This window comes from Amycolatopsis saalfeldensis (assembly GCF_900110575.1).
Classification (GTDB): domain Bacteria; phylum Actinomycetota; class Actinomycetes; order Mycobacteriales; family Pseudonocardiaceae; genus Amycolatopsis; species Amycolatopsis saalfeldensis.
Genome location: NZ_FOEF01000002.1, coordinates 81,264 through 95,061, shown reverse-complemented (window position 1 = coordinate 95,061; position 13,798 = coordinate 81,264). Strand labels below are relative to the sequence as shown.

Below are 13,798 nucleotides of genomic sequence, written 5' to 3'. Positions count from 1 at the left end.
GGTGCGCCCCCACGCCGGGCCGGGTCCACAGCCACGCGCCAACACTGGCTTTTCCCCTAGAGCTTCCTCGCCGGGTGGTGTCTACGATGGACAGTGAGCCCGGCGGATCGGGCGTCCTCGAATCCCCGATCCGCCGGGCAGCCACCCACGCGGGCTCAAACCGAGACGCGGCCGGGCTCGATGGTCACCTTGATGGCCTCGCCGCTGCTGACGATCCGGATCGCGTCGAGGACACCGTCCAGCGGCAGCCGGTGGGTGATCAGGTCGTCGACTCCGACCGCGCCGGTGGCGATGAGGTCGAGGGCCTGCTTGTTGTGGTACGGCGTGGAACCGTTGGCCCCGACGATGGTCAGCTCGCGGTAGTGGACCAGGTTCGAGTCGCAGGCGATGACCGGGTTGTCCTTCGGCAGCCCGCCGAAGAAGCTGATCCGCCCGCTGCGAGCGGCCATCTTGAGCCCGTCCTCCTGCGCCTTGCCCGAAGCCGCCGCCGTGATGACGACGTCGGCGCCGCGGCCCGAGGTCAGCGCCAGCACCTCTTCGACCGCGTCGGCCTCCGAGCCGCAGATGGCCGCGTCGGGCTTGACCAGGTTCGCCGCCATGTCGAGCCGGCTCTTGTTGAGCTCGACCAGGTACACCGCTTCGGCACCGCGGGCGCGGGCGAGCCGGACGTGCAGGCAGCCGATCGGACCGGCGCCCATCACCACCACCACGTCCCCCTCTCCGACGCCGGCCAGCGTCTGTCCGTTGAGGACACACGCGAACGGCTCCGCGACGGAAGCTTCGGCGTAAGCGAGCGAATCGGGAATGCGGTTGACGCCGTCGACCTTGAGCACGTTCTCCGGGATGATCATGTACTCGGCGAACCCGCCGTCGAAGTGGTACCCCATGGAGAGCTGGTTGGGGCAGACGGTCATCCGGCCGCGCTTGCACTCCGCACAGTCGCCGCACGGGATGGCGGCGATCACCTGGACCCGGGCCCCCTCCTCCCAGCCGGTCACGCCTTCGCCGGCCTCGACCACCTCGCCGGCGATCTCGTGGCCGATCACCCGCGGCGGGTCGATGTGGTGGTGGCCGTGGCGGAAGATCTTCAGGTCGGTACCGCAGGTCGAAGTGTTGTGCACCCGGATCTTCAGCTCACCGGCCTTCGGCGAGGGCTCCGGTGCCTCTTCGATGCGGATGTCACCCGGGGCGTAGAAACGCGCGACCTTCACTGATCTGACTCCTCGTTCGTCGACTGCAGAATGCGGATCACCGTCTCGGCGTCCGTGGCCTCGCGGAGCTGGGCGGCACGGCCGGCGTCCACCAGCACCCTGGCGAGCGAGGCGAGGATGCCCACCTGCTCGTCGCCGTTGGCGGCGATCCCGACGCACATCCGCACGTCATGGCCGCCCCAGTCCACGCCTTCGGGGAATTGCAGCACCACCAGGCAGGTGCGCCGGACGTACTTCCGGGCCTCGTCGGTGCCGTGCGGGATCGCCACTCCCTCACCGACGAAGGTCGAGACCAGCCGCTCGCGTTCGTGCATGGCCGGCAGGTAGCCCGCCTCCACCGCGCCGATCTCGAGCAGCGTCCGGCCGGTCTGGTCGACGGCGTCGGACCGGCCGGCCGCCGTCCGGCCGAGCCTGATCCCGGCGGCGTCGAGCAGCGAATGCTCAGTCGGCAAGGTGCCCACCGTCCCGGATGGCCGCCTCGACCTGGTCGAACACCGGGTCGCCGAGGAAGCTCTGGAACCCCAGTATCACCGCGTCCGCCGCGCCCTTGCGCGCGCTGGCGACGAGGAAGTCCTGGCACAGGACCAGCTTGGCGTCGTCGGGGATCTCGTTGACCGGGGTGTGCTCCACCTTGACCCGGTACGGCTTGAGCCGCTTCGCGAGCTGCGCGGCGACCATCACGCTGCTGCCCATCCCGGCGTCGCAGGCGATGACGACCTTCTTGATGTCGGATCCGTGAATCGTGCTCATGGCATTCTCCTCGTTGAGGTACAGGGAGGTGGTTCGGGAAACCGGCGGGACTAGGCGGGCAGTGCCCCGCCGGCGGAAACCTGCACGGCCTTTTCGCTCTCTTCCTTGCCACGGCCGAACTTCAGCAGGGCCGAAGCGACCACGAAGGACACTCCGGCGGCGACCGCCACCCCGAGGATCACGCCGAGGTAGTTGCCGCTCGGGGTCATCGCGAGGACGGCGATGATGCTGCCGGGCGACGGCGTGGCGACCAGGCCGGCCCCGGTGATGCTGAAGAACAGGACGCCGGAGGCGCCCCCGGCGATGGCGGCGAGCACGAGCCGGGGCTGGGCCAGCACGTACGGGAAGTAGATCTCGTGGATCCCGCCGAGGAACTGGATGACGATCGCGGCGGGCGCGGTCGCGCGGGCGGCCCTGGTGCTGCCGAAGAAGGTGATCGCCAGCAGGATGCCGAGGCCGGGGCCGGGGTTCGGCTCGATCAGGAACTCGACGGCCTTGCCGGCGTGCGCGGCCTGCGCGATGCCGAGCGGGCCGAGGATGCCGTGGTTGACGGCGTTGTTGAGGAACAGGATCTTGGCCGGCTCGACGATCACCGACACCAGCGGCAGCAAGTGGGCGTTGATCAGCGCCTGCACGCCGTTGCCGAGGCCCTGGGTGATCCACTGGACCACCGGCCCGATGCCCAGCATGCCGAGCACGGCCATCAGGGCGCCGATGATGCCGGCGCTGAAGTTGTCCACCAGCATCTTGAACGCCGGCGCGCTGCGGTGGCCGAGGTGCTCGTCGAACAGCTTCACCAGGTAGCCGGCCAGCGGGCCGACGATCATCGCGCCGAGGAACATCGGGATCGACGCGCCGACCGCGATGCCGACCGTGGCGACGGCGCCGACCACCGCGCCGCGCTGGCCGTGGACCATCCGGCCGCCGGTGTACCCGATCAGCACCGGCAGCAGGTAGTTGATCATCGGGTCGACCAGCTGCGCGATGTGCGCGTTCGGGGTCCACCCGGCCGGGATGAACAGGGCGGTGATCAGGCCCCACGCGATGAACGCGCCGATGTTGGGCATGACCATGCCGGCGAGCCGGCCGCCGAACCGCTGCACCACCACCCGCGCCTGGATCGACTTCGTCGGTGCGACTTCCGTCTTCGTCATCATTGACCCTTCCCAGCGTTGCGTTCGAGCGAACTGGACCACTGCCGCGTTTCGGGCTCGGCAGCGAGACGGGGACCGGGCGCGGCCGGCCGGCGGCCGGTCGATGCGCCCTGGATGAACCGGGGCGACCCTCGGGCGATCTCCTTCGGCGCGACCGGCGCACGGACTGTCCACAATGGCCGTTCGGCCGCTTCGGGACCCGGTCCGGTCAGCGTGGGCACACCGGCAGCAAGCCGTCGTGACCTTGAGTGACTTTGACTTCGTTCACGTGGGTTCCCACGTCGTCGCGGTTTGCTTCCGCACACATGTTCCGCGGGTATCGTTGAAGAACAAGAGGAATCTAGTGCTCCGATGTAGACGGTTTGTTGCCAAGGCCACAAACACCACATAACCTCACATCCGATACCGCCTCGCGCGGAAGGAGTCGGCCCGTGTACGCGGAGGAACGGCAGCAGGCAATCCTGGAACGGGCTCGCGCCCGCGGCCGGGTCGACGTCGCGGCGCTCGCCGACGAGTTCACCGTGACCAGCGAGACGATCAGGCGCGACCTGACCATCCTCGAGCGGCACGGGGTGCTCCGGCGGGTGCACGGCGGCGCGATCCCGGTGGAACGGCTGGGATTCGAACCCGCGGTCTCGGCCCGCGAATCCGTGATGATCGAAGAGAAGACGCGCATCGCGCGGGCCGCGCTCCGGGAACTCCCGGACGAGGGAACGATCCTGCTCGACGCGGGCACCACCACCGCGAAGCTCGCCGACGAGCTGCCGAACGACCGCGAGCTGACGGTCGTGACCCACTCGGTCAACATCGCGCTCACGCTCACCGCGCGGCCGAACCTCACCGTGATGCTGGTGGGCGGACGGCTGCGCAGCCGCACGCTGGCCACCGTCGACGCCTGGGCACTGCACGCGTTGAGCGACACCTTTGTCGAAGTGGCTTTCATCGCGACCAACGGCGTTTCGCCGGAGCGCGGCCTCACCACCCCGGACGCCGCGGAGGCGATGATCAAGCGGGCGGCGATCGCGAGCAGCCGGCGCTGCGTCCTGCTCGCCGACCACACCAAGGTCGGCACCGACCACTTCACCCGGTTCGCCGAGCTGAAGGACATCGACACGTTCATCACCGACGCGGGCCTCGACGAGCGGATGGCGGCCGAGCTCGCCGAAGCGGGCCCGCGCGTCGTCACGGTCTGATACACCGCAAGGAGAACTCCCCCGTGCCCGGCGCATGCGGAAAGCCAGGGCGGTCACCCTGGCTTCTCCGGCACGGTTCTGGAGCACAAGACCTCCGACGGGCAACTACTGTTACTTCACGTAGTCGGGCAGAACTCGCGGGGGCCACGAGCCGACCCCGAAGATCCCCATCGAGTAGGCCTTGGACACCAAGGCCGGGCGGTTCGACACCTTCAGCTTCCGCAGCAGGGTGCTGACGTGGTACTCGACCCCGCCCCGGCTGAGGTAGAGCATCGCCGCGAGCTGCACGGTCGACACCCCGGAGGCGACGCCCTCGAGGATGCGAGCGTCCATCGCGGTCAGCAGCTTCTTGCGGCCGGTCAGCACCTGCGGGTCCCGCTCGTACTTCTCCGGGCGGACCATCACCATGATGCTTTCGACCTGCCCGTTTTCCCCGTGTACCGCGATTCCGGTCAGCTCGCCGGCGAACGCGGGCTCACCCGGGCGCACGGCGACCATCCGCTCGGCGAAGCGCACCCGCCGTCCTTCGGTCAGCCGCGCGAACTGCTGCTCGACCTTCTCCCGCACGCTGGGGTGCAGCAGGTCGTAGAAGCTCTGGCCGCACACCTCCGTGGCCGAACGGCCGAACTGGCGGAAGAAGTCCACATTCGCCTCGACGACCCGGACCCGGGGGTCAAGGCTGGCCAGGCACATCCCCGACCGGTCGAAGAACGGGCGAAAGACATCGACGAAACCTTCGGACCGAGCCGCTGAAATGGCACTGCTCGTCCGGGGCACCAAGGTGGCAGCGGTGTCCGTACTCATCGACGACCATTCCTCTCTTCACTGAACTGAAGATCCTGTTGTGCTGGGAAGAACTCACCCCATGTCGTTCTTTTCACACTATGGGCGTCCCCGCCAAAACAAGTCAACAAGAAACCAAGAACAAAGCCAAATACTGTGGTTGCGGACCCCCATGGTTCGGATGCGGGGTGCGGGGTTCGGTGCGGTTCGGTACCCCGAAGATTCCAGGCGATCTGCCGAGAGCAAGGCTCTGACCAGCAACTATTGTGACACTTGACGGAAGCCTGCCTCGCCGTCCCGATGACCGTGAACTCGTCGGCCGGCGTTCACCCGCCGGAAAGACAGCGTTCCAACCACGCGATTTAAGCACGGGACGAAATGGCGAATCACGCCGAGGAAAGCCTCAGGCGGACTTGATGTGGATTTAACAGTCGGCCATTCCGGGACGCCTCACCGGAAGACTGCCGGGGACATAAAGGGGGCCGCTGGCGCGGTTCATCGAAAGGTAAGAAAACGTTCAAGGTAAGCGAACCGTAAGCCCGGCACGAGCCGAATGCGGCGAGACCGGAGAACAACCGATGCACGCGGCGGCCTGCCGTCACACGCACATCGTTCGGCTCGCCTGCCGGGCCGATGAGCCCTGACCTCGGGACTCGCCTGGCGGGCCACTGGTTCCCGACCTCGGGACTCGCCTGGCGGGCCACTGGCCCCCAACGTCGGGACTCGCCTGGCGGGCCACTGGTCCCCGACGTCAGACCCGCCTGGCGGGCCTTAGCCTCGGACCCCTCTGGCGAGCCGGCGGACCTTGACCTCGGACCTGTCTGCCGGGCCTTGACCTCGGACCCGTCCGGCGAGCCGGCGGACCCTGGCCTCACCCGATGAGCCGGTAGGTCCCGGCCTCCGGGTTCGCTCTCCTTCCGTTTCACCGAGCCGGATCGCTGCGCTGAGCACTCGATCGGCTCCCTTGTGTCACCCTGTTGGGGAGAGTAGTGACCTTGATGTTGGTTCGCAAGCCCTGTGCATGGTTTTACCTTCGTTTAATCCCGAACGGGCCAAGAGCTCCACCGACACCCGAACGGACGAGTCCGCATCCGAGCTGGATGACGCCGTCGCCAGACCGGTTCGACCGTCCTTAATGGACCTTCCGGCGCGCGAGGACCCGATCACCGCCGACAGTCGAGACAACCGGCGTTTCGGACACCGCGGACGCCTAGCGCAGAGTCACCGCCGATTGTGGAATCTTATTCGCGTTTGGCGGCAACGCTTCCGCTACGCAAGTAAACGCAGGCCGATGATCGGGACGAACAGGCATAAACCGACATCAAGTGAGTTGCAAACCAACATTGCCCTCATTACAGTGAGGTCCGCACCGCTCGCTCGAACGGGTTACCCATCACCCGCCGCACCCCACCTGGGAGACGCTGGAAGGGACGTGATCATCTCGGCTCCGCCGATCAGGTCCGGGACAACCGAAACACTGTTGTGCCGCCCAGCCGCCCCGCTCCCGGTGATGCCCTGGCCGGTTGTTCGCCACCCGGTCCTGCACCACCCGGCATCGCCCTCACGGACGACGCGGTCCGGCACCGAACCCGTCTCGGCAGTGAAACCCGGTACGCGCCGGCATTGCTGAACGGGCTTCCCCACCCCGGCACACTTCCCCACCCGGCATAGAAGTCCCCGTTCGCGCACCGAGACGCGGGCGGGCCAGCGTAGGTCAGAGAAGAGAAACAGGACGGGAGGCGATCATGTCCGAGCCGACGGTTTCCGATCGCCCTCCACCGGCAGCTCCTCGACCGGCAGTCCCTTCACCGGTAATCCCCGCACCGGCAGTCCCCGCACCGGTAGTGCCTGCACCGCCCGTCCCCCCACCGGCAGTCCACCCACCGGCAGCGGTGCGCGCAACCGTGAACCTCCGCCTACTCCGCCCGGAGCGCGCCCCCGGCGAATCCCTGGTCGAGCGCGCGGGCGAGGAACAAACCCTCCGCAACGCGTTGGCAGCGCTGGACTTCGGACATTCCTCGGTCTTCACCCTCACCGGGCGCCCGGGCACCGGCCGCAGCGCGCTGCTGCGGAGAATCGTGACGCTGGCGAGGGGCGCCGGCATCCGCGCGCTCCACGTCCGGTGTTCGCGGGCCGACGCGGAACTCCCCCACAGCCTGGCCGCCCAGCTGACGACCGCGCTCACCTGGAGCCGGGGGCCCGGCCCGGCGGCCGGCGAGCTGCCCGCCCGGATCGACCGATTCCTTGCCCTGGCGCGAAAACAGCCGTTGCTGATCGCGGTCGACGACGCCCAGTGGGCCGACCCCGCGTCGCGGCTGTGGATCCGGTCCCTGGTCCGGCGGCTGCACACCACCCCCGCCGTGCTGGTGTGCGCGGTGCGGGGCGACTCGCCCGAACTCGGCGACGAGCCCGGCGACGGGCCGTGGCCCGCCGACGGCGGCCAGGTGGTGCCGGCGCGCACGCTGAAACTGCGCCCGCTCAGCGAAAGCGGGGTCCGCACGCTGATCGCGGCCGAGTGTCCCGGCCCGGTCGACGAGGAGTTCGCGGCACACGCGCTCACCACCACCGGCGGCCTCCCCGCCGTGCTCAAGTCCGTCGCCGAACGGTTCGCGCTGCTGGGTTTGCGGGCCGGCGCCGACCAGCTGCCCGCGTTGTCGCTTCGCGCGTCCGAAGCCATGGGGCAGTACCTCGACGACCTCACCGGGGACCTTCCCGCGGACGCGCTCGCCTTGGTGCGCGCGATGGCCGTCGCCGGCGAAGGCCTCGCCTTCGACCTCGTGCGGACACTCGCCGCACCGCAGGCCACTCCGACCGCCAGGTCCCTCGGGCTCCTGGTCAGCAACGGCCTCGCGACCCTCCCGGGCGGCCCCCGCCTCGCCACCGCGCAGATCGCGGCGAAGGTGCTGGCCGGCATGCCGGTGACCGTCCGCCAGGACCTCTACACCCGCGCCGCCCGCCTCGGGCACCACGCCGCGATCGGCGACCTCGAACTGGGCAGGCTGCTGCTCGGCACTTCGCCCATCGGACAGCCGTGGGTGGTCGAGGTGCTGACGCGGGCGGTGGCGCGCAGCCGGCTCGAGGGCCGCGCGTCGGCCACCCCCGCGCTTCTCTACCGCGCGTTGCGCGAACCGCTCGACGCGGCACAGCGGCGGAGCCTCCTGGTGGACCTCGCCGCGGCCGAGCTCAGGGAGTCCCCCGACGGCAGCGACCGGCGGCTGCAACAGATCCTGCTGGCCGCCGACAGCGCGTCCGACGGCACTCTGCTGGTCCCCGCCGCCGATCTGCTGTGCTCCCGCGGGGACGCGCTGACCAGCGGGCCGGTGATCGCGACGGTCTGCGCGCGGCCCGACCTCGACCCGGCAGCGCTGGCACCGTTGATCGCGCTCGGCACACTGGCCGAAGAGGACAGTGCCGGCGAAGAGGCGTTCCCGGCCTACTCCCTGCCCGGCCTGCCCGATCTGCCCACCGACCCGGCCCAGGCCGCGGTCGTCGCGTTCCAGCTCGCGTGCCGCGGCCGCGGGAGGGCCAGGGCCCGCGCGCTCGCCCGCGTCGGATTGACCCGGGACGGCGACCGGGACCGCCCGCTGAGCCCGCGCGTGGCCGCGTGCGTCGCCCTGATGTACGCCGACGACACGGCCGAAGCGCTGGCCGGACTGGACCGGGTGCTCGCCGACGCCCGCCGGCGCGATGCCCGGGCGGCGGCCGCCCAGGCCCTCGTCGCCCGTGCGGCGGTGGTCCGGCGGTGCGGCCGGCTCAACGAGGCGGCCGACGACCTGGCCGCCGCCAGGGCCCAGCTCCCGCTCAGCTGCTGGACTCCCCGGGCGCTGACGGGCCTGCTCGGTCTCGAGATAGCGCTGAACCTCGACCGCGGGCACCTCGACCTCGCGGCGCGCGCGGCCGCGGTGGAACTGCTCCCGGACGCCGAACACGGCATCGGCTGGTCCTACCTGCTGTGCGCGCGCGGAGCGGTCGACTTGGCCACCGGCAACCCGGAAGCCGCGCTGCGGGCGTTCCAGGAATCGGGGCGGCTGCTCTCGACCCGGCAGTGGACGAACCCGGCCATCGCGAGCTGGCGCAGCCTCGCCGCCCTGGCCCACCGCGGCTGCGGCGCCGATGCCCCCGCGCTTCGGCTGGTCACCGAAGAACTCAAGCTGGCCAAGGAATGGGGCGCTCCGAGCACGCTGGGCTCGGCCCACCTGGACGCCTGGCAGGCGCTGAACGGCACCGAGGCCACGGAAGACCTCGAGGAGGCCGTGCGGCTGCTGCGCGATTCCCCGGCACGGCTGCGTTTCGCCGCCGCCGCGACCGGCCTGGCCGGGGCCCGGATCGACGCCGGCGAACTCGACGACGCGGCCGCGCTGCTCCGCGATGCCGGAAAAGTGGCTTCCCTGCACTGGGCGGACGAACTCCGGCTCGAAGTGGCGCGCCTGACCGAGCTGCTCGCTTCCCGGCGGGCGGCCCCGGCCGCCGCTCCGCCCGCCTCCCCGCACGGAATGCTTACCCAGTCCGAAGAAAACCTCGCTACGCTGGCCGTCTCCGGCTGGTCCAATGCGGACATCGCGGACTCGCTTTCGGTCACCACCCGGACCGTCGAGCTCCGCCTGACCAAGATCTACCGCAAGCTCGACGTCACCGGACGCGCCGGCCTGCGCGCCGCACTCGAGCGCGAACCCGCGCAACGCTGAGGTGACGCGCCGCGGGCGGAATCGGTCGTCTCGACGATTTCGCCCGTGCGTTCCGGCGAAGGCCACGGAAACCCCGTCCTATTCACACAACACTAGTGATTTATCGGCGCCCCATGCGCTTGACTTCTTTTGACGGGCACCTGCGCCACCGACCGACCGGTCGATCGACAACCACCACCCCCGTCCTTAAGCTGGTGCGCTCACCGCCGTCGAATTCCGTGAGGAGTCTGGACCACGTGCTGCTCGAGCGGGAACCCGAAATCGAGTCGCTGACTGCTTCCCTGCGGGAGGCTCGGACGGGCCGCGGCCGGCTCGTCGTGATCGGCGGACCGCTGGGGGCGGGCAAGTCCCACCTGCTCCACGCGATGAGAGAGCACGCACTCGGCGAAGGCGTGCCGGCGCTTCAGGCCGGCTGTGCGTTGCCGGAACGCGATTTCGCGTACGGAGTCGTGCACCAGCTCCTCGATTCCGCGCTGCTGCTCGGCCTTTCCGAACCGAGCCGGCGCGCGTTTTCCGAAACGGCCGAAGACCAGGTGCTCGAGAACCTGCAGAAGCTGGTCCGGGAATCGAGCGGGCGGAACCCGCTGCTGGTACTGGTCGACGACGCGCACTGGGCCGACGACGCCTCGCTCGACTGGCTGAACCGGCTGACCGGGCGGCTCGACGGCCTCTCGATCGTCGTCGTGGTCACGGTTCGCGAGGGCGACCCGCTGAGCGGCCGGCCGGCCCTGCGCGAGCTGGCGGGGCGCGCCGCCGGGAACGTCACCCTCGGGCCGCTTTCGCCGGTGGCCACGAGGATCGCGGTCGCCGAGGAGTTCGGCGAGCCCGGCGACGAGGGCTTCGTCCGCTGCTGCCACGAAACCTCGGCCGGGCGCCCGCTGTTCCTGATGTCGATCCTGGCCGAGCTGCGCCGGCTCGGCTACCACCCGATCGCCGAGCACACCGAAGCCGCGCGCCTGCTCCTGCCTTCCGCGCTGCGCCAGCGCATCATGGCGTGCCTGCGGTCGCAGCCCGAGCCGGTGCGGCGGTTCGCGCACGCGCTGGCCGTCCTCGGCGAGCGGGACAGCCGCGACCTCCTGTGCGCGCTGGCCGGCCTCGACCCGGCGGACTGCGACGCCGCCTCGGACTCGCTGGCCCGGCTCGGGCTCTTGGACCCCGGGCCCGCGCAGCATTTCGTCCACCACGCGGTCCGCGACGCCGTCGAGCACTCGATGGTGACCGACCAGTGGTCGGCGCTGCACTCGAAACTCGCCGAACTGCTGCAGGGCTGCGATTCCCCGGCCGAGGACGTCGCCGCGCACCTGGTCCACGCGGACCACCCACCGGCGCCGTGGGCCGTCGACGTGCTGCGGGCGGCCGGGCGGTCGGCGGGCGCGCGGGGCGACTGCGGGTCCGCCACCCGGTACCTGCGGCGGGCCCTGCTGAGCTGCCCGCCCGACGACGCCGGCCGGGCCCGGCTGCTGGTCGACCTTTCCGCCGCGGAGCGCCGCTTCGACCCGTTCCTGTCCGCCCAGCACCTGTCCGAGGCACTGCCGCTGTTCGAGTCCACTCTGGACCGTGGCCGGGCGGCTGTCCGGATCGAACCGCTGACGCTCGGCCGGCATCCGGGGCCGGTGGTGGAACTGCTCGAAGGACTGCGGGCCGAATTCGGTGATCCGGCCGGGCTGTCCGGCGAGTCCCGCGAGATCTCGCTCAAGCTCGAAGCCCGGGTCCGGTACGCGCGCCATCGCGATCCCGCCGACCTCGCCGACGCCGCCGAGCGGCTGGCCGGGCTCGGCGAGCATCCGCCGCAGGGCACCGCCGGCGAGCGTGAGCTGATCGGCTCGCTGGTCTTCGCCGCCACGATGTCGGGCACCGGCTCGGCGCGCGTGACCGAGCTGGGCGAACGGATCATGCGGCACGAACCGGCCGCGCTGGAGCAGGTGCACACGGCGACCCCGCTGGTCGTGCGCTCGCTGGTCCTCGCCGACGCGCTGGAGGAGGCCGGCGCCTGGCTGGATGCCGTGTCCGCGCAGGAACGCGAGGTCGGCGCCCCGGCGGCCCGCGCGTTCGTCGCGGTGCAGCGGGCGCTGATCGCCGTGCGCCGGGGCAAGCCGGAGGAGGCCGCCGGGCTCGCCGGGCTGGCACTCGACCTGGCGAACGCCTCGCTCTCTTCCGCGTCGGAAGGCAGCACGCACGCACTGGTCCTCGCCGCGATGGGGACCGGCGACGCCACGACGGCCGCCCGGCTGCTCGGCCGCTGCGCCGAGTACGACGCCGGCGGCGCGTCGTGGCTGGGCAAGCTGGTCCACGGCGGAATCGCGGCCACCGCCGGAAATCACGCGGTCGCGCTCGAGCACTTCCACGCCTGCGGCCGGGAGCTGGACGCCGCCGGGTGGCGCAATCCCGAGCTGGTGCCGTGGCGGAGCTGGGCGGCGCTGCTGCACCACCGGCTCGGCCAGCAGGCGGCCGCCGAAGAGCTGATCGAACAGGAGCACGCCCGCACGGTCGAATGGGGGACGCCGCAGGGCCAGGGCCGGGCGCTGCGGGTCTGGGGCACCATCACCGAAGGCACCGCGGGGATCGAGCTGCTCCGGCGTTCCGCCGCGGTGCTCAACGATTCGGTCAACCGGCTGGAGCAGACCAAAACGGGACGGCTGCTGGCCAAGCGGCTCGGGCAGAGCGACGCCGCCGAGCCGCACCGCCGCCGGGGGCAGGGCCTCGAGCACGAGACGCCGTGGCTCGTGCCCGCCACCGCAGGGGCGTCCGCGGCACCTGCTCCCCGTGGCGCACTGACCGGCTCGGAACGCCGGATCGCCGAGTTCGCGGCCCAGGGGCTGACCAATCAGCTGATCGCCGACGAGGTCGACGTCACCCCGCGCACCGTGGAGAAGCACCTCACCAGCGTCTACCGCAAGCTCGGGGTGCCCGGCCGCAGCGCGCTGCCCGCCGCGCTGGAGCGGCTTCCCCCGTCCACATCGGACTGATCAGCCGGCCTGGAGCAGCCGCCCGCCGTCGATCCGGGCGCGGACCCGGACCGACTCCGGGCGGATGTCGCCGGGCCGGGGCATCGTGCTGCCCGGCAGCGACACCGCGGCGGCGCCCCAGGCGACTCCTTGGCGCAGCGCGGAAAACCCGTGGGCCCCGGCCGCGAGGAAACCGGCGAGGGTCGCGTCGCCGGCACCGACCGTGCTGCGGACGACCGCGGGCGCCTCGGCGTGCCAGATGCCGTCGGCGTCGACCAGGAGCGCGCCGTCCCCGCCGAGGCTGGCCAGCACCGCCCCGACGCCGGAGTCGCGCAGTTCCCTCGCCGCGTCGCCGATGTCGGCGACCGTGGGCAGCTTGCGGCCCATGACCTCTTCGAGTTCCTCGCGGTTCGGCTTGATCAGCGCCGGACCGGCGGCCACGGCCGCGCGCAGGGCGGGGCCGCTGGTGTCCACCGCGACCCGGATCCCCCGGCCGTCGAGGCGCCGGATGACCTCGGCGTAGAACGCCGGGTCGATCCCGGGTGGGAGGCTGCCGGCCAGCACCACCCACGAAGCGTCGGCGATGTTGCCGAGGATCGCGTCGAGCAGGCCAGAAACCTCGGTCTCGCTGAGGGTGGCGCCGGGCTCGTTGAGCTTCGTGACGGTCGCGTCGGGCTCCACCACGCTCACGTTGATCCGCACCGGGCCGGCGGAGGGGACCTGGCACACCTCGATGTCGTAGTCGGTCAGCAGCGCGATGAGCTGCCGGCCTTCGACGCCGCCGGTCGGCACGATCGCCCGCGCCGCGACGCCGTTGGACACCAGCGCCCGCGCGACGTTGACCCCTTTGCCGCCGGGCTGGACGTGCACGGCGGAGATGCGGTGCACCTGCCCTCGCCGCAGCCCGGCCACCTCCAGGGTCCGGTCCAGGCTGGGGTTCGCGGTCACGGTCACGATCACTTCAAACCCCCGGGTCGGGACGTCTTCAGCCCCTCGGTGCGCGAGGGTTCAAGCTTGGTTTTCTACGGTATTGGAGGTGATTTTGCATGGTTTCACGTTGCTTTTCAAGTGTCCGCG

The 13,798-nt window shown here is 71.0% G+C and carries 9 protein-coding genes; 3 read left to right on the top strand and 6 right to left on the bottom strand.

All coding sequences use genetic code 11. The features are described 5' to 3' along the window. Positions 1-155: 155 nt before the first annotated feature. The 4 genes from BMY97_RS04875 to mtlA are packed head-to-tail and all read right to left on the bottom strand — an operon-like array spanning position 156 to position 3,115. Positions 156-1,211: a zinc-dependent dehydrogenase gene (locus BMY97_RS04875; protein ID WP_091613162.1), complete on the bottom strand. Its 1,056-nt coding sequence runs from the start codon at positions 1,209-1,211 to the stop codon at positions 156-158. Next, a complete protein-coding gene (locus BMY97_RS04870) occupies positions 1,208-1,672 on the bottom strand; it encodes a PTS mannitol transporter subunit IIA (protein ID WP_245787161.1) in 465 nt (154 codons plus the stop codon). The genes BMY97_RS04875 and BMY97_RS04870 overlap by 4 nt, the downstream gene beginning before the upstream one ends. Then, positions 1,653-1,961: a PTS lactose transporter subunit IIB gene (locus tag BMY97_RS04865; protein ID WP_091613159.1), complete on the bottom strand. Its 309-nt coding sequence runs from the start codon at positions 1,959-1,961 to the stop codon at positions 1,653-1,655. The genes BMY97_RS04870 and BMY97_RS04865 overlap by 20 nt, the downstream gene beginning before the upstream one ends. Positions 1,962-2,011: 50 nt before the next feature. Beyond that, the gene (mtlA, locus tag BMY97_RS04860; RefSeq protein WP_177231192.1) at positions 2,012-3,115 is read right to left on the bottom strand and encodes a mannitol-specific PTS transporter subunit IIC; all 1,104 of its coding nucleotides are present in this window, start codon (positions 3,113-3,115) and stop codon (positions 2,012-2,014) included. Between the two features lie 431 nt (positions 3,116-3,546). On the opposite strand from mtlA, the gene BMY97_RS04855 reads away from it, so the two are divergent. Continuing rightward, complete coding sequence (locus BMY97_RS04855) at positions 3,547-4,308, top strand: DeoR/GlpR family DNA-binding transcription regulator (RefSeq protein ID WP_091613154.1); 762 nt, start codon at positions 3,547-3,549, stop codon at positions 4,306-4,308. A gap of 111 nt (positions 4,309-4,419) precedes the next feature. Here BMY97_RS04855 and BMY97_RS04850 read toward each other — a convergent pair whose 3' ends face one another. Continuing rightward, positions 4,420-5,112: a helix-turn-helix transcriptional regulator gene (locus tag BMY97_RS04850; RefSeq protein WP_091613152.1), complete on the bottom strand. Its 693-nt coding sequence runs from the start codon at positions 5,110-5,112 to the stop codon at positions 4,420-4,422. Positions 5,113-6,995: 1,883 nt separating this feature from the next. Here BMY97_RS04850 and BMY97_RS04845 point away from each other — a divergent pair. Beyond that, the gene (locus BMY97_RS04845) at positions 6,996-9,776 is read left to right on the top strand and encodes a helix-turn-helix transcriptional regulator (RefSeq protein WP_177231191.1); all 2,781 of its coding nucleotides are present in this window, start codon (positions 6,996-6,998) and stop codon (positions 9,774-9,776) included. Between the two features lie 218 nt (positions 9,777-9,994). Then, positions 9,995-12,742: an ATP-binding protein gene (locus BMY97_RS04840; RefSeq protein ID WP_177231190.1), complete on the top strand. Its 2,748-nt coding sequence runs from the start codon at positions 9,995-9,997 to the stop codon at positions 12,740-12,742. Here BMY97_RS04840 and pfkB read toward each other — a convergent pair whose 3' ends face one another. Next, entirely contained in the window at positions 12,743-13,675 is a 933-nt protein-coding gene (gene pfkB, locus BMY97_RS04835; protein ID WP_425425230.1) for a 1-phosphofructokinase, read from the bottom strand. Between the last annotated feature and the right edge of the window lie 123 nt (positions 13,676-13,798).